The 26,241-nt window shown below is 64.8% G+C and carries 26 protein-coding genes; 11 read left to right on the top strand and 15 right to left on the bottom strand.

Translation table 11 applies throughout. From position 1 onward, the window contains the following. Positions 1 to 55: 55 nt before the first annotated feature. The 10 genes from modC to JAO75_RS15380 all read right to left on the bottom strand — a co-directional run bounded on the left by modC (position 56) and on the right by JAO75_RS15380 (position 9,130). Positions 56 to 1,162, bottom strand: coding sequence for a molybdenum ABC transporter ATP-binding protein (modC, locus tag JAO75_RS15335; RefSeq protein WP_199050011.1), 1,107 nt, complete (start codon positions 1,160 to 1,162; stop codon positions 56 to 58). Continuing rightward, on the bottom strand, positions 1,162 to 1,857 hold the full coding sequence (modB, locus tag JAO75_RS15340; RefSeq protein ID WP_199050012.1) for a molybdate ABC transporter permease subunit: 696 nt from the start codon (positions 1,855 to 1,857) through the stop codon (positions 1,162 to 1,164). The genes modC and modB overlap by 1 nt, the downstream gene beginning before the upstream one ends. Beyond that, a complete protein-coding gene (gene modA / locus JAO75_RS15345; RefSeq protein WP_246742523.1) occupies positions 1,854 to 2,609 on the bottom strand; it encodes a molybdate ABC transporter substrate-binding protein in 756 nt (251 codons plus the stop codon). Before modA ends, modB begins: the two co-directional genes overlap by 4 nt. A 117-nt stretch (positions 2,610 to 2,726) precedes the next feature. Then, a complete protein-coding gene (gene msrQ / locus JAO75_RS15350; protein WP_199050013.1) occupies positions 2,727 to 3,371 on the bottom strand; it encodes a protein-methionine-sulfoxide reductase heme-binding subunit MsrQ in 645 nt (214 codons plus the stop codon). Beyond that, entirely contained in the window at positions 3,371 to 4,318 is a 948-nt protein-coding gene (msrP, locus tag JAO75_RS15355; protein ID WP_199050014.1) for a protein-methionine-sulfoxide reductase catalytic subunit MsrP, read from the bottom strand. The genes msrQ and msrP overlap by 1 nt, the downstream gene beginning before the upstream one ends. A 71-nt stretch (positions 4,319 to 4,389) precedes the next feature. Next, complete coding sequence (locus JAO75_RS15360) at positions 4,390 to 5,082, bottom strand: N-acetylmannosamine-6-phosphate 2-epimerase (RefSeq protein ID WP_199050015.1); 693 nt, start codon at positions 5,080 to 5,082, stop codon at positions 4,390 to 4,392. A gap of 1 nt (position 5,083) precedes the next feature. Then, a complete protein-coding gene (locus JAO75_RS15365; protein ID WP_199050016.1) occupies positions 5,084 to 5,938 on the bottom strand; it encodes a carbohydrate ABC transporter permease in 855 nt (284 codons plus the stop codon). Beyond that, the gene (locus JAO75_RS15370) at positions 5,935 to 6,867 is read right to left on the bottom strand and encodes a carbohydrate ABC transporter permease (protein WP_199050017.1); all 933 of its coding nucleotides are present in this window, start codon (positions 6,865 to 6,867) and stop codon (positions 5,935 to 5,937) included. The genes JAO75_RS15365 and JAO75_RS15370 overlap by 4 nt, the downstream gene beginning before the upstream one ends. Positions 6,868 to 6,929: 62 nt before the next feature. Then, positions 6,930 to 8,177, bottom strand: coding sequence for an extracellular solute-binding protein (locus JAO75_RS15375; protein WP_199050018.1), 1,248 nt, complete (start codon positions 8,175 to 8,177; stop codon positions 6,930 to 6,932). Positions 8,178 to 8,254: 77 nt separating this feature from the next. Beyond that, positions 8,255 to 9,130 carry a protein phosphatase 2C domain-containing protein gene (locus JAO75_RS15380; RefSeq protein ID WP_199050019.1) on the bottom strand — a complete coding sequence of 292 codons (876 nt, stop codon included), beginning with the start codon at positions 9,128 to 9,130 and terminating at the stop codon, positions 8,255 to 8,257. Between the two features lie 162 nt (positions 9,131 to 9,292). Here JAO75_RS15380 and JAO75_RS15385 point away from each other — a divergent pair, with 162 nt between their 5' ends. From JAO75_RS15385 to JAO75_RS15395, 3 genes are all read left to right on the top strand, one after another. Then, entirely contained in the window at positions 9,293 to 9,610 is a 318-nt protein-coding gene (locus JAO75_RS15385) for a hypothetical protein (RefSeq protein ID WP_199050020.1), read from the top strand. Positions 9,611 to 9,664: 54 nt separating this feature from the next. Further along, positions 9,665 to 11,587, top strand: a complete 1,923-nt coding sequence (locus tag JAO75_RS15390) for a DEAD/DEAH box helicase (RefSeq protein ID WP_199050021.1) — start codon at positions 9,665 to 9,667, stop codon at positions 11,585 to 11,587. A 231-nt stretch (positions 11,588 to 11,818) separates the two neighbouring features. Continuing rightward, positions 11,819 to 13,030 (top strand): extracellular catalytic domain type 1 short-chain-length polyhydroxyalkanoate depolymerase, encoded by a 1,212-nt coding sequence (locus JAO75_RS15395; protein WP_199050022.1) that lies wholly within the window; start codon positions 11,819 to 11,821, stop codon positions 13,028 to 13,030. 66 nt (positions 13,031 to 13,096) lie between these two features. Here the strand turns inward: JAO75_RS15395 and JAO75_RS15400 are convergent, their stop codons facing one another. Further along, on the bottom strand, positions 13,097 to 13,912 hold the full coding sequence (locus tag JAO75_RS15400; RefSeq protein WP_199050023.1) for a DUF1194 domain-containing protein: 816 nt from the start codon (positions 13,910 to 13,912) through the stop codon (positions 13,097 to 13,099). 289 nt (positions 13,913 to 14,201) lie between these two features. Between JAO75_RS15400 and JAO75_RS15405 the strand changes: the two genes are divergently transcribed. Continuing rightward, a complete protein-coding gene (locus tag JAO75_RS15405; RefSeq protein ID WP_183447719.1) occupies positions 14,202 to 14,441 on the top strand; it encodes a hypothetical protein in 240 nt (79 codons plus the stop codon). 30 nt (positions 14,442 to 14,471) lie between these two features. Here the strand turns inward: JAO75_RS15405 and JAO75_RS15410 are convergent, their stop codons facing one another. Both JAO75_RS15410 and JAO75_RS25210 read right to left on the bottom strand, forming a co-directional pair. Next, positions 14,472 to 15,221: an extensin family protein gene (locus JAO75_RS15410; protein ID WP_199050024.1), complete on the bottom strand. Its 750-nt coding sequence runs from the start codon at positions 15,219 to 15,221 to the stop codon at positions 14,472 to 14,474. A gap of 200 nt (positions 15,222 to 15,421) precedes the next feature. Further along, complete coding sequence (locus tag JAO75_RS25210; RefSeq protein ID WP_199050025.1) at positions 15,422 to 15,898, bottom strand: HU family DNA-binding protein; 477 nt, start codon at positions 15,896 to 15,898, stop codon at positions 15,422 to 15,424. Between the two features lie 361 nt (positions 15,899 to 16,259). Between JAO75_RS25210 and JAO75_RS15420 the strand changes: the two genes are divergently transcribed. From JAO75_RS15420 to JAO75_RS15430, 3 genes are all read left to right on the top strand, one after another. Continuing rightward, positions 16,260 to 17,162, top strand: coding sequence for a sugar kinase (locus JAO75_RS15420; protein WP_199050026.1), 903 nt, complete (start codon positions 16,260 to 16,262; stop codon positions 17,160 to 17,162). Between the two features lie 38 nt (positions 17,163 to 17,200). Continuing rightward, a complete protein-coding gene (eda, locus tag JAO75_RS15425; protein ID WP_199050027.1) occupies positions 17,201 to 17,866 on the top strand; it encodes a bifunctional 4-hydroxy-2-oxoglutarate aldolase/2-dehydro-3-deoxy-phosphogluconate aldolase in 666 nt (221 codons plus the stop codon). 76 nt (positions 17,867 to 17,942) lie between these two features. Beyond that, positions 17,943 to 19,583 carry an acyl-CoA synthetase gene (locus JAO75_RS15430; RefSeq protein WP_199050028.1) on the top strand — a complete coding sequence of 547 codons (1,641 nt, stop codon included), beginning with the start codon at positions 17,943 to 17,945 and terminating at the stop codon, positions 19,581 to 19,583. Positions 19,584 to 19,586: 3 nt separating this feature from the next. On the opposite strand, the gene JAO75_RS15435 is transcribed toward JAO75_RS15430, so the two are convergent. Beyond that, on the bottom strand, positions 19,587 to 20,387 hold the full coding sequence (locus tag JAO75_RS15435; protein WP_199050029.1) for an enoyl-CoA hydratase: 801 nt from the start codon (positions 20,385 to 20,387) through the stop codon (positions 19,587 to 19,589). 125 nt (positions 20,388 to 20,512) lie between these two features. Between JAO75_RS15435 and JAO75_RS15440 the strand changes: the two genes are divergently transcribed. Next, positions 20,513 to 21,097 (top strand): peroxidase-related enzyme, encoded by a 585-nt coding sequence (locus JAO75_RS15440; RefSeq protein WP_199050030.1) that lies wholly within the window; start codon positions 20,513 to 20,515, stop codon positions 21,095 to 21,097. Here the strand turns inward: JAO75_RS15440 and JAO75_RS15445 are convergent. After that, positions 21,094 to 22,482 carry an FAD-binding oxidoreductase gene (locus JAO75_RS15445; RefSeq protein ID WP_199050031.1) on the bottom strand — a complete coding sequence of 463 codons (1,389 nt, stop codon included), beginning with the start codon at positions 22,480 to 22,482 and terminating at the stop codon, positions 21,094 to 21,096. The genes JAO75_RS15440 and JAO75_RS15445 overlap by 4 nt on opposite strands. Positions 22,483 to 23,109: 627 nt before the next feature. Between JAO75_RS15445 and JAO75_RS15450 the strand changes: the two genes are divergently transcribed. From JAO75_RS15450 to JAO75_RS15460, 3 genes are read left to right on the top strand one after another with little or no spacing between them, the layout of a single operon-like run. Continuing rightward, positions 23,110 to 24,198, top strand: coding sequence for an ABC transporter ATP-binding protein (locus JAO75_RS15450; protein WP_199050032.1), 1,089 nt, complete (start codon positions 23,110 to 23,112; stop codon positions 24,196 to 24,198). Between the two features lie 10 nt (positions 24,199 to 24,208). Next, complete coding sequence (locus JAO75_RS15455; RefSeq protein WP_199050033.1) at positions 24,209 to 25,309, top strand: ABC transporter ATP-binding protein; 1,101 nt, start codon at positions 24,209 to 24,211, stop codon at positions 25,307 to 25,309. Then, the gene (locus JAO75_RS15460; RefSeq protein ID WP_199050034.1) at positions 25,306 to 26,202 is read left to right on the top strand and encodes a carbohydrate ABC transporter permease; all 897 of its coding nucleotides are present in this window, start codon (positions 25,306 to 25,308) and stop codon (positions 26,200 to 26,202) included. Before JAO75_RS15455 ends, JAO75_RS15460 begins: the two co-directional genes overlap by 4 nt. Positions 26,203 to 26,241 lie beyond the last annotated feature (39 nt).

The following is a 26,241-nucleotide window of genomic DNA, read 5'->3' on the forward strand; positions in this document are numbered from 1 at the left end:
TGACCGGAGAGGCTACACGGCCCTGCCGCTCATGCAACCTCACTGGCGTCAGGTCTCACATATTCTCGCGTCCGGCGACCCCAAGGGCCTCCGGGTCGAAGGCGATGCTCTTGATGATCGCGTGAACGGCAAGGCCAGGCTTCAGGCCAAGCTCCTCCACGGATTTGCGGGTCACGCGGGCCACAACAGGATCCCCGCCGCAATCGAGTTGCACATCAACGCTCGCTCCCTCGGCCTCGTCGATGGAGGAAATGAATCCCGGCAGAACGTTCAGGGCGCTCAAGCCCTCGGGGGCCTTCAGCGACAGGATGATGTCGCGGGCCCGCAGACGCACGCGCAGGCTCGTGCCGATGGGATGCGGGAGGCGCGGGACGCTTAAAGTACCGGCTCTCGCCTGCAGCACGGTCAGGTCGTAAGCCGCATCGTGACCCGACACCTGTGCCTCGATCAGCGCGCCGGCCTCTGTGAGGCCGCTCTGCGCGAAGTAATGCGTATGCCGCAGGACTTCCGCCGCCGGACCGGAGGCGACGACCTTCCCCTCGGAGAGAACCACCACAGAGGTCGCCAGCCGCGCGATCTCGGCCACGGAATGGCTGACGAGCACGATGGGAACGCCGCTCTCGTCGCGCAGGCGTTCGATATAAGGGTAGATCTCGGCCTTGCGCGCTTCGTCGAGGGAAGCAAGCGGCTCGTCCATCAACAGCAGCTGCGGATCGGCGAGCAGCGCCCGGCCGATGGCCACGCGCTGCTTCTCGCCGCCGGATAGCGTCGATGGGCGGCGGTCGAGCAGATGGGATATGCCGAGCAGATCCACCACATGATCGAAGCTCGCCTTCCGCTCGCTACTCGGCGTGAACCAGCGGCCGAAGAGCAGGTTGTGCCGCACGTTGAGATGCGGGAACAGCCGTCCCTCCTGAAACACAGTGCCGATGCGCCGCCTGTGCTTCGGAACGAGGATGTTTTTCTTCGTATCCACAAGCACCCGGCCCTGCACCACGATGCGTCCATGATCCGGCCGCACGAGCCCGCCGATGGCGTTCACGATGGTGGTCTTGCCGGAGCCTGACGGACCGAACAGGGCCGTGAGCTTGCCATCGGACTGGAAGCTTGCTTGCAGCGCGAAGGCGCCCTGCTCATGCTTGATGCCGACATCGAGGACCATCAGGCGTGGACCCTGCGACGCACGCGCCGCGCCAGCCATTCGGACAGCCAGAGCGCCGCGATGGAGATGACGATGGACACGAGCGTCAGCCGCATCGCGCCGCCCTCGCCTCCCGGCACCTGGGTGTAGGCATAGATCGCGCTCGGGATGGTCTGCGTCTCGCCGGGGATGCTGGACACGAAGGTGATCGTGGCGCCGAACTCGCCCATCGCTTTCGCGAAGGAGAGCACCATGCCGGCGATGATGCCGGGCAGGATCAGCGGCAGCGTCACCACGCCGAACACCCATGCAGGATGCGCTCCGAGCGTGCCCGCCGCATCCTCGAGCTTGCGGTCGACGGCTGCGATGGACAGCCGGATGGCGCGCACCAGCAGGGGAAAGCCCATGATGGCGCAGGCGAGCGCGGCCCCCGTCCAGCGAAACGAGAACACGATTCCGAAATGCTCCGCGAGAAAGGCCCCGATAGGACCGCGGCGCCCGAAGCCGACGAGCAGGAACCAGCCGACCACCACAGGCGGCAGAACCAGCGGAAGATGCACGAGCACGTCGAGTGCCTGCCGCCCCCAGAAGCGGCCGCGTTCCAGCAGGAACGCGATGGCGATGCCCGGAATGAGGCTTGCCGCCATGGCCACGAAGGCGACCTTCAGGCTCAGGCGAACGGCCGCCCATTCTTCCGGAGAAAGCCCCTCCATCATGAGCCCGCTTTGTTCAACAGGGTAAAGCCCTGCTTCTCGAAGAAGGGCCTGGCCTTGTCCGAGCGAAGAAAAGCCAGGAACTGCGCGGCATCGGGATTGGTCGAATCCTTCGTGAGTGCGGCCGGGTAGACGATGGCCGGATGACTGCCTTCCGGAAAGGTTCCGACGATTGTGACGTTCGGGTCCGATACGGCATCGGTCTTGTAGACGATCCCCAGCGGCGCCTCGCCGCGGGAGACGAGGAGCAGCGCCGCGCGCACGTTTTCGGTCTGCGCGACCCTGTCCTTCACGCCCGCCCATGCGCCGAGATGTTCGAGGGCGGCCTTGCCGTATTTGCCGGCCGGCACCGCATTCACATGCCCCATGGCCAGGCGGTTGCTGCCGAGGATCGCCGCGAGATCGAGGCTCGGCTTGAGCTCGATCTGCGTCTCGGAACCCTTCGGCGCAATGAGCACGAGGGAGTTGCCGAGGAGGCTGACGCGGCTTTCCGGCTGGATCAGCCCCTTGGAGGCGGCATAATCCATCCAGTCGAGATCGGCGGAGAAGAAGATGTCGGCCGGGGCTCCCGCTTCGATCTGCCGGGCAAGCGCATTGCTGGCGGCATAGGACATTACGGCTCGCTTGCCGCTGTCGCGCATCCAGGCGGCGGCGGCCTCGTCGAGCGCGTTCTTCAGGCTGGCTGCGGCGAAGACAACCACGTCGCGGTTCTGGGCCGAGGCTCCACCGGGCACCGCGAGACTCGTCCATGCCAGCGCAACCAGGAGCACCCGGGTGAATGCGCCGACGAAGCCTGCTCGATGGATGATCCTGCCGCTCAAAGAAGAAGCCCTGCCCTTATCCGGCGCATCCTAGCCGAGTAGGCCGGCTCTTCAAGCGGCGCGACGGCGGGCCGAGGGCTTCTTCACCAAGGAACGGACCAGCCGATAGCCGAGCAGCACCGCCACGATGGCCGCATAGACCAGAGGCTCGGGCGGCCAGGACTTCACCACGAGGATGTAGTGGAGCACCGCGCCGACGGCCGCCACATAGACGAGCTTGTGCAGCCTGGCCCAGGCCTGCCCGCCCATGCGCCGGATCGCGGCATTGTTGGAGGTGAGGGCCAGGGGCACGAGGATCACGAAGGTCGCCATGCCGATGGTGATGTAGGGGCGCTTGACGATGTCGGCGACGATAGCCGCTACATCTAAGCCTTGGTCGAGCACGAGATAGGTCACGAGGTGCAGGGCGGCATAGTAGAACGCCAGCAGCCCGATGGCCCGGCGGTAGCGCAGCAGGTTGATGCCGAAGAGCTGCCGCAGCGGCGTGATCGCCAGCGTCGCGACGAGGAAGCGCAAGGCCCAGAGACCGAGCGCCTGCTCCAGATAGCGCATGGGATCGGCGCCGAGCTGGTCGGTGATGCCGGCATAGAACAGCCACACGGCCGGAACGAACCCGACGATGTAGACGAGGATCTTCGGCACTTGCGGCAGGGCGAAGCCCTTGGCCGCGCCGGCCGCAGAGGTTCTTCCCGCCATCAATAGAACTTCCGCAGGTCCATGCCGGTGTAGAGGCTCGCCACCTGGTCGGCATAGCCGTTGAACATCAGCGTCGGGCGGCGCTTCACGAACAACCCGCCCTCGCCGATGCGCCGCTCGGTGGCCTGACTCCAGCGCGGATGGTCGACGCTCGGGTTCACGTTGGCGTAGAAGCCGTATTCGTTCGGCGCCTGCTTGTTCCAGGAGGTCGGCGGCTGCTTCTCGACGAAGCTGATGCGGGTGATCGATTTGATGCCCTTGAATCCGTATTTCCACGGCACCACGAGGCGGATCGGTGCGCCGTTCTGGTTCGGCAGCGTCTCGCCATAGAGGCCGACCGCCAGGATGGTGAGCGGGTTCATGGCCTCGTCGAGGCGCAGGCCCTCCACATAGGGCCATTCGAGCACGGGGAAGAGCGTGTCCATCCCGGGCATCTCTTCCGGACGATAGGCCGTCTCGAAGGCCACGTATTTCGCGCTGCCCAGGGGTTCGACGCGCTTGATGAGATCCGCCAGCGGGAACCCGACCCAGGGAATGACCATGGACCAGCCCTCGACGCAGCGCATGCGATAGATGCGCTCCTCCAGGGCCGACGACTTGATGAGATCTTCGATGGCGAACTCGGCGGGCTTACCCACCATGCCGTCGACCTTGACCGTCCAGGGGGAAGTCTTGAGCGACTTGGCCTTGGCGGCCGGATCGTCCTTGCCGGTGCCGAACTCGTAGAAGTTGTTGTAGCTCGTGACGTCCTCTCGGCTCGTCAGCTTCTCATCCGTCGTCGAGAGAGGACTCTTGGCCGCCTGCAGCGGCGCAGCTTCCAACACCCCCGGCAGGGCCGTCGCCAGGGCGAGCCCGGCCGCGCCGGTCATCCACTGGCGGCGGTTGAGATAGACCTCCCGAGGCGTGATCTCGGAGGGCAGGATATCGGAAGGACGGCGGATCAGCACGGCATCACCTCGTTTGGAACCCAATGTGGATGGGTACACCCGAGAACGCCAGAGGTGCTCTCACGTTTCCGTTACAAACTATCCTCGACCGGGCCTTTAGGCAGCGCCCGCACAAACTTTCTCGTGATCTCGCGCGGATTGGTGATCGCCGTGCCCACCACGACCGCGTGGGCGCCACGCCTGAAAGCCTCTTCTACCAGTTCGGGCGTGTCGAAGCGCCCCTCGGCGACGATGGGAGCCGAAACCTCTGCCACGAGGGCTGACAGAAGCTCCAGATCCGGCCCCTCGGCTTTGCGCGACGCCGTCTCTTCCGTATAGCCGGAAAGCGTCGTTGCTACGTAGGTGGCGCCGGCGGCGCAAGCTGCCCGTCCCTCCTCCAGGGTGGCGATGTCGGCAAAGACCTCCCGGCTGAGCTCGTTGCGGATGCGCCCGATCAGGCGCTCCACAGACTCACCGACGCGTGGGCGCCGCGTGGCGTCGAGCCCGATGATGTCGGCGCCGGCTCCCGCAATCTGCTCGGCCTGAGCGAAGCCCGGCGTGATGTAGACCGGAAAGCGGTCGTCCCACACCTTCGCGATGCCGATGATGGGGAGCTTCGTCACGGCCCGGATTGCCGCGATGTCGTCCGCCCCGTTGGCGCGGATGCCCCGGGCGCCGCCCTGCTCGGCTGCGCGCGCCATGGCGGCCATATAGACTGGCCCATGGAGCGGGTTGTCGGCGCGAGCCTGGCAGGAGACGACGAGCGCACCCTTCGGGATCAGCATGCTACTTCACCGCGCCTGCCGTCATGCCCTGGATGAACTGGCGCGAGAGGACGATGTAGAGAAGCGTGATGGGCGCCGCCGCGATGGTGAGGCCGGCGAACAGCATGCCCCAATCGGTGGTGTACTCGCCCATGAAGGTGGTCAGCCCCTGCGGCAGGGTCTTGCGTTCATCGGTCTGGATGAAGACGAGCGGGAAGAAGAAGTCGTTCCAGATCGGCACCGCGTTCTGGATCGCCGCGATGGCCATGGGCGGACGCGCCAGCGGCAGCATCACCGACCACATGATGCGGGGCTCCGACGCACCGTCGATGCGTGCCGCGTCCTCCAGCTCCAACGGCAGCGTGCGCAGGAAGCCCGCCATGATGAAGACGGCCGAGGGCAGCCCGATGGCCGTGTAGGTGACGATGAGGCTCCAGCGGCTGTCGAGAAGGCCGAGGTCGCGCAGCAGGATGAAGAGCGGGATGACCGCAAGCTTCAGGGGCAGCATGAGGCCTGCCAGGAAGAACAGCAGGATGAAGGTGTTGGTGCGCGACTCGTAGCGGGCCACCGCATAACCCGCCATGGTGCCGAGCACGAGGATCAGGATCACCGACGTGCCCGTCACCAGGATCGAGTTCATGAAGTAGGTCGGCATCTCGGTCTCGCCGAGCACCTTGGTGAAGTTGCCGACCTGCGTGAAGTCGGGCAGCGCGAAGGGATGATCGAAGATCTCGCCCGTGGTTTTGAAGGCGGAGAGCACCATCACCACGACCGGGTAGAGCATGATGAAGGAGTTGGCGATCAGGATGACCTGAGCCAGCAGCGCGAAGGAGATCGGCTGGCGCGAGGCGCGGGTGTCGGACGCGAGGGCGGTCAAAACTGGATCTCCCGACGGCGCAACCACAGGGTCAGCATGGACGCGAAGACGACGATGAAGAGGAACAGGAGCGTGGCGAGGGCGGACCCTAAGCCGAAGTTCTGGATGCTGGCGCTCTGGTTGCCGAAAGCCGTGCGGTAGAAGACGAGGCCCAGCACGTCGGTGGAGCCGAAGGGCGACCCGTCGAGGCCCACCATCACGTACGGGATCTCGAACCAGTTGAATGCGCCGATGAAGAGCAGCGTGAAGAGAATGGTCGTGCTCGGCGCCACCAGGGGCCACACGATGTTCTTCAACAGCTGCCATTCGTTGGTGCCGTCGAGCCGGGCCGCCTCGATGATCTCAGGGGGGATGCGCTGCATGCCGGCGAGATAGACCAGGGTCGGGAAGCCGATGAAGTGCCAGGCATTGGCAAGAATGAGAGCGCCCAAGGCGGTCGAGGAGTCGCCGAGCCAGGGCTTGGCCCAGGAATCGAGGCCGAGCGCATAGAGCGCCTGGTTCACGATGCCGAAATTCGGATTGAGGAAGAGCTTCCAGAGGAAGCCCACGATGATCGTCGACAGCACCACCGGGACGAACACGGCGATGCGGTGGAAGCGGAAGCCGAAGGGCTCCTTGTAGAGCAGCCAGGCGAGGACGAATCCCCCGCCGTTCTGGATCACCATCAGGGCGATCAGCGCATAGACGTTGTGCAGGAAGGCATTCCACACCACGGGCGCCATGGTGGCGCCGAACAGCACTTCCCGGAAATTCTTCAGCCCCACGAACTCGCCGCGCGCCAGCCCCTGCCAGTCGTAGAAGGCATAGGCGAAGGCCGAGAGGATCGGATAGACCACGAACAGCGACATGAACGCGATGGGCGGAACGACGAGGAACGCCACCCACAATTGCCGCTTCAGCGACGGGGCCTGTTTATGCGAGACGAGCATGAAATCGACAGCTTTCGGAAAAGGCGGCGGGCCCGAGAGCCCGCCGCCTCTGTATCACAAGCTTACTTCTGGAACGGCTTGTAGTAGGTTGCGATGCCCTTGTTGATCTCGGCCGCGGCCTGCTCCGGGGTCTGCTGGCCGGCGAGCATCTTCTGCACGTTGGACTGCAGCAGCACCGAGCCGCTCGGCTCCTGATAGCGGAAGCGCACGAGCATCAGGTACGACATGGAGTTGTCGGCGAGCTTCGCCACCTCCTGGGTGATCGGATCCTCGATCTTGATGCCCTTGATCGGCGAGAGGTTCTTCAGGGTGTTGGTGAAAGCCGTGCCGTATTCGGGCGTGGCGAGGAAGCGCACGAACTTGAGCGCAGCGTCCTTGTTGTCGCTCTTTGCGTTCACCGCGTAGCCGCCGTCATAGTAGGTGGCCACCAGCGCCTGGTCTCCGGCCTTCAGCACCGGAGCCGGGAACACGCCGAGATCGAGCGAGGGATTCTGCTTCTTGAAGTTGGCGATCTCATAGGAGCCGCCCGCGAACATGGCCGCGCGGCCCGCCGCGAAGAGCTGCTGCGAGGACGGATAGTCGACGCCGGTGAAGTTCGGCGAGAAGTACTGGCTGACGTCCTTCAGCTTGGCCAGCGCGTTGACGAAGCGCGGGTCGGTGAAGTTCGCCTTGCCGGACACGATATCGGCTTCGAAGTCCTTGCCGAGCATGGAGGACAAGAGGCCGCCGACGATGGTCTCGTTCTGCCAGGCGGTGGCCGTGCCGTTGGCGAAAGGCGTGATGTTCTTCGCCTTCAGGGTCTCGGCCGCCTTCATCAGCTCGTCCCAGGTCTTCGGCGGGGTCAGGCCGGCGTCCTGGAAGATCTTCTTGTTGTAGACCACGAGCTGGGCCTGGGTGGCGAAGGGCACCGCATAGACCTTGCCGTCCGAACGCAGCGTCTCGGCCGCGAGGGCGGATTCGGGGAAGTTCGCCAGCTCCGGCACGTTCTGCTTGTCGAGGGGCAGCAGGTAGCCCGGCGTCGCGATGGTCTCCAGGTTGCCGTAGGCGCGCACCTGGATCACGTCCGGGCCGCGGCCGGCGGCGAGCGCCGTGGAGAGAATGGTCTGGTAGTTCTCGGGCGCGAAGGTCTCGAACTTCACCGTGATGCCGGGGTTCTTCTCCTGGAACTGCTTGATCATGTCCTGGTAGAAGGCCTTGTCCTCCTGGCGCCAGCTCCAGAAGCTCAGTTCGGTCTGGGCCATGGCGGCGGTGCCTGAGAACAGGAAGCTGCCGGCGGCAGCGGCCATCAGAATGCGTCTGGTCAGTTTCATTGTTGTTTCCCTCATTGTCGAAGTCCTTGTCCTCCCACCGCAGGGCCTGTCGTTCGAACAGTCCCGGCGGAACTCGTTCAGCCCGATCGCTCGGCTGCAATGACGAGAAAGGTCGCGTCGTCGTGAGTCTTAACACGAGGATAGGCGCCTGCCATGAGGTCGCCCCGCTCCCTGTCCCGCAATTCCTCCATCAGGTCCCGTCCCTGCCCCGCAGCGAGCCGGTCGTAGAGCTCGGCGTCCGTGTAGGCCTCGAACACATCGACGAGCCGCATGAAGCCGTCGGTGGCGAGCACGATGGGCGCGCCCGGCCTCACCTGGGCCTCGAATCGCAGCTCCCTGCCGGCCCAGGGCCGACGCGGGCTCACGACCCAATAGCCGTCCTGCTGGTTGAGCCGGGTGCGGTTCTCCAGAATCTGGCGCCTCACGGCTTCCGGGATCTGCCCCGGCTCATGGCCCTGCGCACCAAGGGCCGCCAGCGTCTTGCGCTCGAAAGGCTTGGCACGCTCGTCGCTCCAGCGGGCGATCCCGTGCTCCGACGGCACGAGAACGGCCACATCGCCCAGGAGGCGCCCCTGAAGATCAAGGAGGCCCGCCTCCCCGGCCGCCACCTCGATCAGGCCGAGACATGCGGAGGGAGCATGGTGGTCGCTGACGTCCGGCACATGCGCGGTCTCTTCCACGAACGCCGCCACGATGTCGGCCTCCAGGCTGTGCAACAGCGTATCTGCGGCCTCCAGTGAGGACAGGGCCGCCAGCCGTTCCTCGATCAGTGCGGCCAGCCAGGCGGCATCGCTGCCCCCGGAGGTCAGCTGCTCGTCGGAAAGACCAGTGGCTCCATCGATGACCCAGGCGAAACGGCCGTGCAGGCCGGCCCCGTCCTCGTTGACGCGGGAGCCGGTCAGGGAAAGCCGGTCGAGGGACCGGAAGCAGACAGTGGAGCCAGTCACGTTCACGACGTAACTGGTCTCATATTGGTCGCCTCCTGTCTATACTGGTCTCAAGGGCTGTTCACACCCTTCACGAGGCCCCAAAAGGCTTACGGAGGATTGGTTTGATCGAATCCGGGGCTTGAGCGTTAGTGACTTGGACCCCACTGCAGCGGCGAAGGATGAACCATGGTCACCCTGGAGATAGGCGGCAAGGCGGTTGCCGTGACGAACGCCAATGAGGAGCAGGCCCGCGAACTCTTTCTCAGCGAGAGCTTTAAAGATGACCTGAAGTCGTTTAAGAGCGAGGGCCGCTCCCTCTGGGACGGCTCAGCTGCCTTAACGACACGGCCCGCATCGGAAGACGAGATCGATGCCTTCTATGAGGCCCTGGACGAAGAGGACGATGTCGAAGAAAACGACGAAGACTCTGATGGCGACCTCGATATCGATGTCGTGTTCCTGGTGTCCATCGACGAAATAGACGACGCCGCTGCCTCCGGCTGATCATCCTTACCGGAGCCCTCGAGGGCTCCTCTTGAAACGGTTCAGCCCATTCTCATGCCTTTCCCCAAGTCCAATCCCAGCCTCGACCGTGCTCTGGCCGACAAAGGCTACAACGATCCGACCCCCGTCCAGGCCGCCGTGCTGCAGCCGGAGGCGGTCGACCGGGATCTCCTCGTCTCCGCCCAGACCGGCTCCGGCAAGACGGTCGCCTACGGGCTCGCCATGGCCTCCACCCTGCTCGGCGACGCCGAGCGCTTCGAGGCCCCGCGCGAGCCGCTGGCCCTGATCATCGCTCCCACCCGCGAGCTCGCCCTCCAGGTCAACCGGGAGCTGATCTGGCTCTATGGCCCGGCCGGTGCCCGCGTCGCCTCCTGCGTCGGCGGCATGGATGTGCGCCGCGAGCAGCGGGCGCTCGCTGATGGCTGCCATATCGTGGTCGGCACCCCGGGCCGCCTGCGCGACCACCTGGAGCGCGGCCGCCTCGACACCTCCAAGATGCGCGTCGTGGTGCTCGACGAGGCCGACGAGATGCTGGATCTCGGCTTCCGCGAGGATCTGGAATTCATCCTCGACGCCACGCCGGAGGAGCGCCGCACGCTCCTGTTCTCGGCCACCCTGCCGAAGAACATCGTCGCCTTGGCGCGGCGTTACCAGAGCGATGCCCACCGCATCGACACCCTGGTCGAGAACGAGCCCCATGGGGACATCGAGTACCGCGCCCTCAGGATCGCGCCCAACGAGGTCGAGCATGCGGTCGTCAACGTGCTGCGCTTCTACGAGAGCCGCGGCGCCATGGTGTTCTGCCATACCCGCGAGGCCGTGCGGCACCTCCATGCCAGCCTGATCGAGCGCGGCTTCGCGGCCGTCTCGATCTCGGGCGAGCTGACCCAGAACGAGCGCAGCAACGCCCTGCAGTCCCTGCGGGACGGGCGGGCACGCGTGTGCGTCGCCACCGACGTGGCGGCCCGCGGCATCGACCTGCCGGATCTCGGCCTCGTGATCCACTTCGACCTGCCGAACGACCACGAGACCCTCCTGCACCGCAGCGGCCGCACGGGCCGCGCGGGCCGCAAGGGCGTCTGCGTGATGCTTGTGCCCTATACCCGCCGCCGCAAGGCCGAGCGGCTCATCGACATGGCCCGCGTTGACGTGACCTGGGCCGGCGCCCCCTCGGCCGACGAGATCCGCCTGAAAGATCGCGAGCGGCTGATGCAGGACCCGATCTTCGCCGAAGAGGCGACGGACGAGGACATGGGCATGGCCAAGGCCCTCCTGGCCGAGCGCTCGGCCGAGGAGATCGCCAATGCCCTGGTGAAGTTCCACCGGGCCCGCCTGCCGGCTCCGGAAGAGATCGTCGATGCGGGCTCGGACCGCGAGCCGCGCCAGCGCAAGGATAAGCGCGAGCGGACCGAGGAGCGCACCCGCGGCTTCAAGGATCGTGGCGCATCGGAGGGCGGCTTCGAGCGGTCGTCCGAGGACATGGTGTGGTTCCGCATGAGCGTCGGGCGCCGCAACAACGCGGATCCCCGCTGGCTGCTGCCGATCATCTGCCGCCTCGGCCACGTGACGAAGAAGGAGATCGGCTCGATCAAGATCTTCGACCGGGAGACGAAGTTCGAGATCGTGAAGTCGCAGGCCTCGAAATTCGCCTCCGCCGTGCGCAAGACCAACGACGAGGACATTCAGATCGAGCCTGCCGATGCAGGGCCCGGCAAGCCAAGCTTCGGCAAGTCAGGATCCGGCAAGGCAGGCCCCGGCAAGCCACGCGATGCGAAGCCCTGGAGCGGACCCAAGGGTGATGGGCCGAAGGGCAACGGGCCCAAAAGCCACGGCCCCAAGAGCCATGGCCCCAAGGAGCGGAGCGCCCACCCCGCCCGCAAGGGACCACCAGCCGACAAGGGTCCGCAAGACTTCAAGGGTCCGAAGGATTTCAAGAAGTCGAAGGACAAGAAGCGCTCATCCGACAAGCGCCCCTGATCGAAGCAACAGGCCGGGACATGAACATGTCCCGGCCTGAGTTCTTTTAAGCCTCGGAGGAACTCTCACGTCTCAAAGCTTCCACGAGCACCCTGGCCTGCGGACACAGACGACACGGAATTCCGCTCAACAGGATTATTGCATTGCAGCATACATATTGTGCATCGCAACATATCCACCATATCTAGCGTTAGCTTCAGATCTTATCTTACCCGGAAGGGCCCGACGATAATGCAACGCTTAGGTCAGATGATTCAGCAAATCGCGCGTTACCGGCGCCAGTGGGAAACCACCATGAAAGCCTCAGGGGCAGCGGCGGGTTCATTTGAAAGCCCGACGATGCCGAACCGGCTGACCGAGGTCTCGGGTTTCGGCGCCAATCCGGGCAATCTGCGCATGCTGACCTACGTGCCGGAGGCGGTTTCCGCTTCGCCGGCTCTCGTGGTCGTTCTGCACGGCTGCACGCAGACGGCTGCCGGCTACGATCATGGCTCCGGCTGGTCGGCGCTTGCCGATCGTTATGGCTTCATCCTGCTCTATGCCGAGCAGCGAGAGGCCAACAATCCGAAGCGCTGCTTCAACTGGTTTCAGCTTGGAGATATCGAGCGTGACAAGGGTGAAGCTTGTTCCATCCGGCAGATGGTGGAGTTTGCGATCAAGCAGCACAACGTCGACCGCAGCCGCGTCTTCGTCACCGGACTTTCGGCCGGCGGAGCCATGACCGCGACCATGCTCGCCACTTACCCGGAGGTGTTCGCCAGCGGAGCCATCATCGCGGGCCTCCCCTATCGCTGCGCAACGAGCGTTCCGGAAGCCTTCGAGTGCATGTTCCAGGGACAGACCCGGTCGGCGCAGGAATGGGGCGATCTCGTGCGCAACGCTTCCTCCCATCGGGGACCCTGGCCCAAGGTCTCGGTGTGGCACGGCAGCGCCGACGCCACCGTGAAGCCGATGAACGCAGGCGAGATCATCAAGCAGTGGACGAATGTCCACGGCCTCACGTCGAGCCCCACCTCGAGCGAGACGGTCGATGGTTATCCGCGCCGTGTCTGGACCGCCCCCTCCGGCGAGGACGTCATCGAGGAATATGTCATCACCGGCATGGCCCATGGTACGCCGCTCGACACCGGCAACGATGAGAACAGCTATGGTGCCGCTGGCCCGTTCCTGCTCGACGTGGGCATTTCATCGAGCTACCGGATCGCAAAGTTCTGGGGGCTGACCGAACAGGCAGATGAGACCTCGCGGGTCCGCCTCAGCCCTGAACCCGTTCGGCACGATCCACCCGCGATGGTCGCCGGCAAGCGGCCTGCGGCAGATGAGTGGGCGGCACGGGGCGCCACACGCAAGCCGCGGCAGGACAGCCGGAGCCCAGGCATGCCGCACATGGATGTGGGCTCGGTGATCACGAAGGCTCTCAGGGCGGCAGGTCTGATGAAGTAAGCCGGTTCGCAAGCGCGCGCGAGCGAGGGCCGGGCATCTAGGGGTGCCCGGCTCTTTTCAGTTGTTCTAAGGCTTTCTCTCCTGGCTCAGCAGGCCTTCCTGCTTGCGCTTCTCGCCCGTCACGCAATTCATGCTCGGCGTGGTGTCTTGCGCCGGCATGATGCGAGGGGCGGCGTCGTTCCCGGAGACCTCACGCATGATCTTCGTGCGGATGACCATGGCGAACTGCTCGGGGTCGTGCAGGGGCAGAACGAACGAGCCGACGCCGCCGATCACGCATTCCTTGAAGTAAAGATCCAGATCCTGCAGGGCCGTGCTGCCGGATGCTCGCCTGAACATGATCGGCAGCCCATTGATGACGATGCCGTCCGCAACAGCCTCATCCCTTGCATAAGTGACGTGGCGGCCATCGTTGTTGGGACCGTCCCCGGACACATCGACAACACGGCGGATCGGGGCCCCGCCCAGTTGCTCGAACAGCTTGCGGCTCTGGTCGATGATGCCGGAGATCGACGTCATGCCGGCCTGGCGAGCGGGCTGGTAGGAGAGATGATGGGCGAAGGAGATCGCCTTCTCGGGACTGTCGATGATGGTCCATGGCACGAGAACGCGCTGATCCTTCACGCCCGACCATTCCACATAGGTGACCGCAATGCGGCCATGCAGGCCGTTGGCGATGGCCTCATGCACGAGAGAGGATCGGAAGGCCTTCACGAAACCCTCGCGCTGCAGGCCCTGCTCGTCGCCCTCCATGGAAGACGAGACATCGACCGCAATGACGAGCGCAACATCGAGTTCCGCTTCGGGAGTGACGGGGCCGGCCGTCACGACTCCACCGGCCAGAAGGAAGAACGCGAGGGTACTCAGGAGCCTGTTCGCCATGACCGCCTCCGCTCCCGGCGCCCGATCCATGGACCGTTGCCAAGGTTGCGATTGTCAACGCACGAGCCGGGTATTCGATACGCGCAAGGTGTCACATATTCTGTAGCCGGTTCATCGGAGGAAGCAGATGCGTGCTATTTTTAGCTCCCGCAAGCGGCAAAAAAGCACAACAAAAATAAGGCAGTATTCTAGAAAAGCCAAACGTAACAAAATCCACTCTCTACACGCAGAGCAGACAAGGATCGGGCAGTTCGGTAAGTTTCAGTTACGCTACGCAAGGGGCAAAAAAATGAAACCGGATATGGACCTGATCGGCGCTCTCACCAGCTTCTCCGTCGGCACGCTCGACGGCCGGGACGCGATGATGGTGATCGAGCTTGCCACCACGCCTGAGGAATACGAGCAGGGCATCCGGCGGCAGATGCCGGTGGCCATGACCCCCGAGCATGCCCGCGAACTCGGCGAAGCGCTCCTTCTGGCGGCCAAGGCGGCCCAGATGGGCGAGGCCCCCAGCTACGCGATGAACTGATCCCCCTGCTTCGATGAAATTCGGGACCTGTTATCGGCACGCCCGGTAAGATCCCATGTCGAAGTGGAAATGATCGTGGTGAGCCTCGTTGTAGTCGGGGCTGAGCACCACATCGAAGAAGCGGCAGGCCCCATCTCTCAGGGCGCGCAGGAAAGCCTCCCGGCGCCCATCGCCTCCGGACCAATCCCCTTTCACCGTGACCTGCTGTCCGTCGGCAAGGACGAAGCCGGCGATGTCGATGGCGTTGGCAGTGGCATGCTCGCTGCGGCGCCCGCCAGCCCGATGGTTGATGTTGCGGCAGGCATAGGTGCCGAAATGCGTGACCCTTACGACCTCCTGCCCAAGATGTTCCCGCGCGGCCGGAAGCAGGGCATGCCGCTCGAACAGGGCCCAGGCCACTGTCAGCGGACAGGTGGCCGTGAAGCTCCTGTTGAACCCGACGGAAGATCGCGACACCTCCACGGCATTGGACAAGCCGCACCCGTCCCCCGAGTCACGATCCGGCACGGCTGTGTGGGACAGCGGCGCCCCGTCCAGAACGGCCAAGCACTGCTCTTCCCGGCGCTCGAGACGGGAGAGCTTCCATCGGGTGAGCCAGTTGACGTCATCCGCGATCCTCAAGGGCGTGAACGGATTGAATCTGTTCGGGATGTCGAGGAAGCCGCCCCAGACCAATCCCGACACGACGGCAAGCCCGAGAACGAGAGCAAGGGTCAGCCGGACAAGGATGATCCGCACGATGCTGGAGCGGCGCGGCTGTTGAGGGTGATCGTCATGCACCCTCCTGTTCTAGGGCTGACCGAGACATGATCCACCTGAACACCCGTGTGAAGCATCCGGCAGCTTTGAATCGCCGTAGGTCGGTCATGTGCGCCGCAGCGCCAGGCAACAAAAAAGCAAGGCAGTTTCCTGCCTTGCTTTCGCTGAAGCCTGAGATTGTCCGCAGTCGAAGCGATTGTCCTTCGACCTGCGGGGATTGCTCAGATCGAGTCCTTGAGGTCCTTGGCGGCGCGGAAGGCGATCTTCTTCGAAGCCTTGATCTTCACGGGTTCGCCGGTCTGGGGGTTGCGGCCCATGCGGGCGGCGCGCTTGCGGACCTGCAGGATGCCGAGGCCGCTCAGGCGGATCTTGTCGCCCTTCTTCAGGCTCTTGGCGATCATCTCGACCATCTGATTCAGCATCTCGTTGGCCTGGCGCTTGGGAACCTCGTGCATCTCGGAGAGACGGTCGGCAATGTTGCGCAGCGTCAGGATCGGGGAAGCCGACGCGGCCGAAGCCTTCGCGGTCTTCTTCACGGTTGCCTTCGAGGTCTTGCTCGCAGCCTTCGTCGCAGCCGCCTTGCCGGCAGCCTTGGCAGGCGCCTTTGCGGTCTTCGACGTTGCCTTTGCTGCAGCCTTCGGCGCCGCAGCCTTCTTGGCCGGGGCCTTCTTGGAAACCTTGGTTGCAGTCTTGGCCATCAGGAACTCCTTGTTTTCGACGGTGAATGCATAAGACAGCAGTTCCTCATTAGCGCGTTCAGCCAGGAATTAAAGTGGCAAAGACCGTTTTACGCACAATAGTCGAGGGATACTTGCCCATATCTCGTCAAGAGCCGCCTGAATGTTGCCCTGCATTCATGGAGGTCGCATCGTTGCACCGGCCTGTCTCCGGTGGATCGGCGCAAGAAAGAGAATCAGCGTCGACACGCATGGAGCAACGATGAAGGGCTTGTCGGCTCCGATTCCCCGCACAACCAAGCAAGGACTGCAATATACGGATCGACAAAGAGCCTCGTCCCATCATATTCCCTAGCGGGACAGAACACGCCACGGTGAGAGCATGACACGGGTCGCCTGCATTGGGGAATGCATGATCGAGCTTCGGGAGGAGGCCGATGGCAAGCTCTCCCGCAGCTTCGGCGGAGACACCCTCAACACCGCCGTCTATCTCGCCCGCCTCGGCTCACAGGTCGATTACGTCACAGCCCTGGGAGACGACAGCTGGAGCGACGAGCTGGTCGCAGCCTGGGAAGCGGAGGGCGTGGGCACAGGCCGCGTGCTGCGCTTGGCTGGCCGCCTGCCCGGCCTCTACATCATCCAGACGGATTCCAAGGGCGAACGCCGGTTCTCCTACTGGCGCGAGACGTCCGCCGCCCGCCGGCTCTTCCAGGTTCCGGAAACCCGCGCGATTATCGCCTCCCTCGCCGGCGACGACCTGATCTACTTCTCGGGCATCTCGCTCTCCCTTTACGGCGACGAGGGGCGCGAGCGCCTGTTCGAAGCCCTGCGCGAGGCGCGCTCGGCCGGCAGGCGCGTGGCCTTCGACACCAATTTCCGCCTGCGGGGCTGGCCTGATCGGGAGATCGCAAAAAAGGCCTTCAGGCAAGCCTTCACGTGCGCCGATATCGTTCTCGCGTCGACGGAGGATCTCGAACTGCTGTTCGAAAGCGCTGGGACCGATGAAGTGCTGACCTTCGCGGACCGGGTGGAGATCGTCCTGAAATATCCGGACCTGACGTGCCGGGTTATGCTGGACGGCAAGGAGTTCGTCGTTCCGGGCACGCCTGCGAAGGATGTGGTCGACACCACCGCGGCCGGCGACAGCTTCGCGGCGGCCTATCTGCACACGCGCCTACTGGGCAAGGACCCTGAGGCCGCGGCCCGGGCAGGCCATCGTCTCGCGGGACAGGTGGTGCGATATCGCGGCGCGATCATTCCTCGCGATGCGATGCCCCAGCCCTAAGCCGCCCGCATGAATACATCGCTCAAGGAGTTCCTCGGATGACCCAAGATCTGTCAGCTCTCGCTGAATCCCGCGACCGGCAGCTTGCCGATCTGCTCCGCTCCGGTCCCGTCGTTCCGGTCATCACGCTGGAGCGCGTGGAGGATGCGGTTCCTCTCGCACGCGCCCTCGTGGCAGGCGGTCTGCGGCTTCTCGAGATCACCCTGCGCACGCCGGCGGCGGCCGATGCGGCAGCGGCCATCATCCGGGACGTGCCGGACGCCATCGTGGGCATCGGCACGGTGCTGACGCCGAAGGACCTGGAACGCGCCCAGGCGCTCGGTGCCCGCTATGCGCTGAGCCCCGGCGCCACGCCGGACCTGCTCAAGGCCGCATCGCGGAGCGAAATGCCGTTCATTCCCGGCATCGCCACCGCGTCCGAACTGATGATGGCCCTCGCCCACGGATTCCAGACCGTCAAGTTCTTCCCCGCCGTTGCATCAGGCGGCATTCCCGCCCTCAAGGCTCTCGCAGGCCCTTTCCCGCAGGCGCGCTTCTGCCCCACCGGCGGCATCGACGAGAAGAACGCCGGGGACTGGCTCGCACTCCCCAATGTGGTGGCCATCGGCGGCTCGTGGATCTGTCCGTCATCCGACATCCGGGCGCAGGCCTGGGGCGAGATCACGGCGAAAGCGCAGAGGGCAGTCGCTTCAGTGAAGGCATGAGAACCTTCCTCACATTTGGTAGGATTGTCAGGCCCCTTCCCCGTGGCAATACTCACGCCAAGGGGGAGGCGCAGCCATGGCTCCGAGCATCTACGACACCCATCTCGACAAGAACCCGGCGAACTACCAGCCGCTGACACCCCTCAGTTTCCTGGAGCGGGCGGCCGGCGTGCATCCGGATCGGATCGCCGTCATTCACGGCCCCTTGCAGCGCACCTACCGTGACCTCTATGCGCGGGCGCGGCGCCTCGCCTCGGCCCTGGCGCAGCGCGGCATCGGGCGTGGCGACACGGTGTCGGTGATGCTGCCCAACACACCGGCCATGCTCGAATGCCACTACGGCGTGCCGATGGCCGGCGCGGTGCTCAACACCCTCAACACCCGCCTCGATGCAAAGATCATCGCCTTCTCCCTGGAGCACAGCGAGGCCAAGGTTCTGATCACGGACCGCGAGTTCTCCGCCACCGTCAAGGCCGCTCTCGCGTTGAGCGCAAACAAGCCTCTCGTCATCGACTACGACGATCCGGAGTTCACCGGCTCTGGCGAGCGCCTCGGCACCATGGAATACGAAGATCTGGTGAGCGAGGGGAATCCCGACTTCGCCTGGAGCCCACCGCAGGACGAATGGGACGCGATCACCCTCAACTACACCTCGGGCACCACCGGCGATCCGAAAGGCGTCGTCTATCACCATCGCGGCGCCTATCTGCTCGCCATGGGAAACATCATGACGAGCGGCATGGGCCAGCACCCGGTCTATCTGTGGACCCTGCCCATGTTCCACTGCAACGGCTGGTGCTTTCCCTGGTCGCTCTCCATCGTGGCCGGCACCCATGTGTGCCTGCGCGCCGTGCGGGCGAAACCCATGTACGATGCGCTGGCCGACCACAAGGTGACGCATCTGTGCGGCGCGCCCATCGTCATGTCGACGCTGCTCAATGCGCCCGAGGCCGAGAGGCGGCCCGTCCCGCATACGGTCAAGTTCATGACGGCTGCGGCTCCTCCTCCGGAGGCCGTGCTCGCAGCGATGAAGGCCGCAGGTTTCGACGTGACCCACCTCTACGGCCTGACGGAGGTCTACGGCCCCGCCGTGGTCAACGAGTGGCACCAGGAATGGGACGATCTTGGCCCGGGCGAATATGCGGCAAAGAAGGCGCGCCAGGGCGTGCGCTATCCGGTGCTGGAGGCGCTCGACGTGCTCGATCCCGAGACCATGCAGCCCGTTCCGGCGGACGGTCAGACGCTCGGCGAAGTCATGTTCCGCGGCAATGTGGTGATGAAGGGTTATCTCAAGAACCCGAGCGGCACCGCCAAGGCCTTCGAGGGCGGCTGGTTCCATTCCGGCGACCTCGGCGTGAAGTACCCGGACGGCTATGTGCAGCTGAAGGACCGGTCGAAGGACATCATCATCTCGGGCGGCGAGAACATCTCCTCCATCGAGGTGGAGGATGCGCTCTACAAGCACCCAGCCATCCAGGCCGCGGCCGTTGTGGCGATGCCCGACGACAAGTGGGGCGAAACCCCCTGCGCCTTCGTGGAAGTGAAGCCTGAGCAATCCGTCTCGGCCGAGGACATCATCGCCTGGTGCCGCCAGAACCTCGCGTCCTACAAATGCCCGCGCACGGTGATCTTCACGGAGCTGCCCAAAACCTCGACGGGCAAGATCCAGAAGTTCCAGCTGCGCGAGATGGCGCGGGCCTACAAGGCGGCGAGGTGAGGTTTAGCGTCCCTTCCAGACCGGCTTGCGCTTCTCGATGAAGGCGTCGATGCCCTCCGCCGCATCCTCGGCCATCATGTTGCAAGCCATGACGTTGCCTGCAAAGGAATAGGCCTCCTCCAGGCCCATGGAGCGCTGGCGGCCGAACATGGCCTTGCCGGTGCGGATCGCCACCGGACTCTTGGCACAGATGCTCGCCGTCAAGTCGGTGAGTGCTTCATCCAGTTCAGCATCCGGCGCCACCCGGCTGACGAGCCCGAAAGCCAGGGCTTCGGCGGACGAGATGAAGCGGCCCGTCACCAGCATGTCGAAGGCGTGCTTGGGCGAGACGTTGCGCGACAGCGCCACCGCCGGCGTGGAGCAGAACAGGCCCACATTAATGCCGGACACCGCAAAGGTCGCGCTCTCGGCGGCGACGGCCAGGTCGCAGGAGGCTACGAGCTGGCAGCCGGCGGCGGTAGCCATGCCATGCACGCGGGCGATCACCGGAACCGGCAGATCGACGATACTCCGCATCACCTGACTGCATCTGGCGAACAGTGTCTCGTAGTAGTCCTGGCGCGGATTGGCGCGCATCTGCTTGAGGTCGTGACCGGCACAGAAGGCCTTGCCCATTGCTGCGATGACCACGCAGCGAACCGTGTCGTCCTGCGCCAAGTCGTCGAGCGCCTCTTGCAGCGCCGCCAGCATCTCCTCGGACAGGGCATTGAACTGGGCCGGACGATTGAGGGTGAGCGTGACGACCCCGCCCTGCTCCTCGCGCAGCAGAATGCTCTCATCGGACAAGGCCTGCTGGGCGCTCATGGCTGCTCTCCTCATGCATCGGAACCATTGTTTGGGGAATCCAACCCGAATAAGCTCGATCTGGCAAGAAGCCCTTGGAGGGAACGCCACCTCCGCATGAGGCCAAGGATGAAAGAGGTGCCCCTGTGAGCAAGCCGCCGATCAGCCGTTTTCCCGTTCCCGAGATCGCCGACCTGCCGGAGGATATCCGCTCGCGCATCCTGGCCGTTCAGGAGAAATCCGGCTTCGTACCCAACGTCTTTCTGGTCCTCGCCCGCCGGCCCGACGAGTTCCGGGCCTTCTTCGCCTATCATGACGCGCTGATGGACAAGCCCGGCAACCTCACCAAGGCCGAGCGCGAGATGATCGTGGTGGCGACCAGCAACGCCAACCAGTGCCAGTACTGCGTCGTCGCCCATGGGGCCATCCTGCGCATCCGGGCCAAGAACCCGCTGATCGCCGATCAGGTGGCCATCAACTACCGCAAGGCCGACATCACGCCCCGGCAGAGGGCCATGCTCGACTTTGCCATGAAGGTGGCGCTCGAAGCCCATGCCGTCGGCGATGCAGACATTGCGGCCCTGAGCGCCCACGGCTTCAGCGAGGAGGATGTGTGGGACATCGCGGCGATCGCCGCCTTCTTCGCCATGTCAAACCGCCTCGCGAATGTCAGCAGCATGCGGCCCAACGACGAGTTCTACATGCTGGGCCGGGTCGAGAAGCAGGCTTAAGGAAGAAGAACCTTACCCGGATTGAGCCGGTTGTCGGGATCGAGCGCCCGCTTGATCGTGCGGGCCAACTCCATCTCAGTCGAGGCGCGATAGCGGGCGAGTTCGCCGACCCGATACTGCCCGATGCCATGTTCCGCCGAGATGCTGCCCCCGAAGGCCGCCACCACGTCGTGCACGATGCGGTTCACCACGGCCGCATCGTGGTCCGATCCGACAAGCACGTTGTAGTGAATGTTGCCGTCGCCCAGATGCCCGAAGGCGTTCACGCGCGTTCCCGGCGCCCCGGCGGCCAGCGCCTCCCCGGCCTCGACCAGGAAGCGGGGCACGTCGGTGAGCGGCACCGACACGTCGTGCTTCACGCTCTTGCCCTCGCGGGCCTCCGACTCCGTCACATGCTCGCGCAAGGCCCAGAGCTGGGCCGCCTGTGCGCCCGACTCGGCGATCACGCCGTCCAGCGCGATCTCCTGCTCGAAGGCTGTTCCGAGCATCGTCTCGGCCGCCTCGCGCAGGCCTGCGAGGCTGGAGGCCGCCTCGATCAGCAAGAACCACTCGCCCTCGGCAATGGGAGCCTTAAGACCCGCGTGCTTGGCGACGAGCCCCATGGAGGTGGCGGAGATCAGCTCGAAGGCGGAGATCTGGTCGCCCAGTTCGTCCTGGGCCAGTTCCAGAAGCCGCAGGGCGGCGGCGGGATCGGCGACCGAGAGCAGCGCCGTGACGGTATGCTTGGGCCGCGGCAGGAGCCTCAGGACAGCCGCCGTGACGATTCCCAGCGTGCCCTCGCTGCCGATGAAGAGCTGCTTCCAGTCGTAGCCCGCATTGTCCTTGCGCAGGCGGCGCAGGCCGTTGGCGACGGTGCCGTCCGGCAGCACAACCTCGAGGCCGAGCACGAGGCTGCGGGTCATGCCGTAGCGCAGCACGTTCACGCCGCCCGCGTTCGCCGCCACCACCCCGCCGATGGTGGCCGAGCCCTCGGCCGCCAGGCTGATCGGCAGCAGGCGGCCGGCCGCGGCGGCGGCGTCCTGGGCTACCTTGAGAATGCACCCGGCCTCTGCCTCAATGGTGAGGCCGACGGGATCGAGGTTGCGGATCGCCGCCATACGGTTCAGGGACAGGACGACCTGGGTGCCTGAAGGATCCGGCACTGCCCCGCCGGCCAATCCCGTATTGCCGCCCTGCGGGACGATGGCGACTCCCGCCTCGCGGCAGATCTGCACGATCCCGGCTACCTGCTCGGTCGAGGACGGACGCACCACGCAGGCTGGCCTGCCCGGGAAGAGCTTGCGCCAGTCCACCGCATAAGGGTCGAGATCCGACCCTGCCGTGATCAGGCCCGCCGGTCCGACAAGGCTTGTCAGGCGCTGCAGCAGATCGGTCGGAATCGTCATCACAAACCCCTCGTGGCCGGTCCAGCACATGGAACTCGCCACCGCTCCTGACTGATCGAGGCGCAGTCGTCAATCGTATCCGGCATGGTGGGCTTCTCAAGGAATGTGACGGAACTCCACTGGCCAATGCTGAGAAGGAATGCACCCGGCGTACGGGGCTTGAACTCCTGAAGGGGAAGAGAGTTCAATCACTTGCTACGCTTCGGCAGGCGTGAGTCTGCATCGTAAAAACAAAGTCCAATCGGCAATCGGCGCGGACCGAATACCACCCGGTTGCTTTCGTCTTTCGGGCAAGATACCTTCACCATAACAATAACGACAGAACAGGCCCGGAGGGTCGGCAGTCGGGAGAAGCGCTCTTGGTACCGCAAGAAACGGCGACGCTGTGCGTCGCGGTGAGGGATGGCGCATACGGGCACGACGGAGCCCGAGACGCGGTGACACGCGCCGCATGGAAGAACTTTGCCGGATACGCAACGCGTTCGAAGCCCCACGCTCTAAAGCAGAGCGGTAGCGCAATCGCACGAATGCGAAGGACCGCATGCTCCGAGCGAAGCCGGAGCGAATTCGCATCGCCCGCATCGTCACTGAACAATCTACTGCCGCTCGACCTCCGGGGAAGTGCCGATGACTCTCGTTCTTGATGGCATCTCGAAGAAGGTCGGAGCCTCCGTTCACGTCGACGATGTCCATCTCACCCTGGAGCGCGGCTCGCTCAACGTGCTGCTCGGCGCCACCCTGTCGGGCAAGACCTCCCTCATGCGGCTCATGGCCGGGCTCGACGCACCGACGAGCGGTCGCGTTCTGGTCGACGGGCAGGATGTGACGGGCTGGCCCGTGCAGCGGCGCAGCGTTGCGATGGTCTACCAGCAATTCATCAATTATCCCTCGCTCACCGTCTACGAGAACATCGCCTCGCCCCTGCGCGTCTCCGGCGTCGCCCGGAGCGAGATCGATGAGCGCGTGCGCGATGCCGCGAGGCTTCTGAAGCTCGAACCCTATCTCGACCGCAAGCCGCTCAATCTCTCCGGCGGCCAGCAGCAGCGCACCGCCATCGCCAGGGCGCTGGTGAAGCGGGCCGATCTCGTTTTGCTCGACGAGCCGCTGGCCAATCTCGATTACAAGCTGCGAGAGGAACTGCGCGAGGAGTTGCCGCGGGTGTTCGCGGCCTCGGGCGCCATCTTCGTCTATGCCACGACCGAACCGTCGGAGGCCCTGCTGCTCGGCGGCAACACGGCCACCCTGTTCCAGGGCCGGGTCACGCAGTTCGGGCCGACCCCGCAGACCTACCGCCAGCCGCACGATCTGGTCACGGCCCGGGTCTTTTCCGATCCGCCGCTCAACACCCTGAAAGTCCGCAAGAGCGATGGCGCCGCCACCTTGAGCACCGGCGGACAGGTTCCGGCGTCCGGGCCTCTCGCCGGCGTTCCCGACGGCGAATACACCGTCGGGTTCCGAGCCCATCATCTGAATCTTGAGCCCACCGGCACCCATGAGATCACCATTCCCGCAACCGTGTCGGTCGCGGAGATCACAGGCTCAGAGAGCTACGTGCACCTCGATGCGGGCGACCACCGCTTCGTAGCCCTGGTGCCCGGCGTGAGGCGTCTGGAGCCGAGATCTCCGGTGACCGCCTATCTCGACCCGCGCCGCCTCTTCCTCTTCGACGAGGACGGCCGGCTTGCTTCTGCAGACCCGTCTCAGAAAGCAGCGTGAGGAAAGACCGATGGCCCGCATCACGCTCGATCACCTCGCCCATGCCTACAGGCCCGATCCCCGCTCGGCGGAGGATTATGCCCTCAAGGAGATCAACCACGTCTGGAGCCAGGGCGGCGCCTATGCCCTGCTGGGGCCGTCGGGCTGCGGAAAGACGACCCTGCTCAACATCATCTCCGGCCTCGTGCACCCGACGCGGGGGCGCGTGCTTTTCGACGATGTCGACGTGACGGACCTGTCGACGGAAGCCCGCAACATCGCGCAGGTGTTCCAGTTCCCCGTGGTCTACGACACGATGACCGTGCGCGAAAACCTCGCCTTCCCGCTGAAGAACCGGAATGTGCCCCGCGACAGGACGGCCCGGCGGGTGGAGGAGATCGCGGGCCTCCTCGATCTCACCCGCGTGCTCGACCGCAAGGCGAGCAATCTCACCGCCGACATGAAGCAGAAGATCTCTCTCGGCCGCGGCCTCGTGCGCCCGGACGTGGCGGCAATCCTGTTCGACGAGCCGCTGACCGTGATCGATCCGCATCTGAAGTGGCAGCTGCGCTCCACCCTGAAGGAGATCCACCGGGCGCTGGACATCACGATGATCTACGTGACCCACGACCAGACCGAGGCCCTCACCTTCGCTGACAAGGTGGTGGTCATGCATGACGGCGCCGTGGTGCAGACCGGGACTCCCGAGGAGCTGTTCGAGCGCCCCGCCCACACCTTCGTGGGCCACTTCATCGGGTCGCCCGGCATGAACATTCTGCCCTGCCGGGTCGAAGGCGCCACCGCCTTCATCGACAGCAGCGCGATCTCTCTCCAGCGCGCCTATCGCACTCTCTCCGGCGGCGAGCGCATCGAGCTCGGCATCCGGCCCGAGTTCGTGCGGCTCCAGCCTAAGGGCGAGGGCCTGCCCGTTCAGGTGCGGCGCATCGACGACATCGGACGCGCCCGCATCGCCCGTGTGGAAATGGGCGGCCGCCCTCTTGCCGCGAGTGTTCCGGACGGCATCTCCATCGAAGGGAATGAGGCCTCGCTCGTGCTCGATCCGAACCACGTGCACATCTATGCCAACGGGCATCTGGTCGCAGGCGAAGCCGCCGGAGGGCAGGCCGCATGACGAAGACCGTCAACAACAGGGCGTGGTTCTTCGTCCTGCCCGTCTTCGCCATCGTGGCGTTCTCGGCCATCCTGCCGCTGATGACCGTGGTGAACTACTCGGTTCAGGACACCTTCGGCAACAACCAGTTCTTCTGGAACGGCATCGGCTGGTTCCAGGATCTGCTCGATCCGTCGAGCCAGCTTGGCGAGCGCTTCTTCGACTCGCTTTGGCGGACGCTTCTATTCTCCGCCATCATTCTGATGATCGAGGTGCCGCTCGGCATCGCCGTGGCGCTTGCCATGCCGCGCGAGGGCTGGACGGTGGCGCTTTGCCTGGTGCTCATGGCGCTGCCGCTGCTCATTCCGTGGAACGTGGTCGGCACCATCTGGCAGGTCTTCGCCCGCGGCGACATCGGCCTCCTCGGCTGGGTCGTGAACCGTCTCGGCATCGACTACAACTACACCGGGGACCCGCTCGACGCCTGGATAACGATCATCGTCATGGACGTGTGGCACTGGACGAGCCTCGTCGCCCTTCTCTGCTATGCCGGCCTCAAATCCATTCCCGACGCCTATTACCAAGCCGCGCGCATCGACGGCGCCTCGCGCTGGGCCGTGTTCCGCACCATCCAGCTGCCGAAGATGCGGCGCGTGCTGCTGATCGCGGTGCTCCTGCGTTTCATGGATTCCTTCATGATCTACACCGAACCCTTCGTTCTCACCGGCGGCGGGCCGGGCAACGCCACCACCTTCCTGTCCATCGACCTGGTGAAGCTGGCGCTGGGGCAGTTCGATCTCGGCAAGGCCGCCGCCATGTCGCTGGTCTACAACCTCATCATTCTCGCTATCTGCTGGGTCTTCTACACGATCATGACGAACGTGGATGCGCAACGCGGGAGGGTCGAGGCATGACCGGTTCCGTTGCCATCGGCCCGACCGATACCAAGGCCC

This window comes from Microvirga splendida, assembly GCF_016427565.1.
In the GTDB taxonomy this organism is placed as follows: domain Bacteria; phylum Pseudomonadota; class Alphaproteobacteria; order Rhizobiales; family Beijerinckiaceae; genus Microvirga; species Microvirga splendida.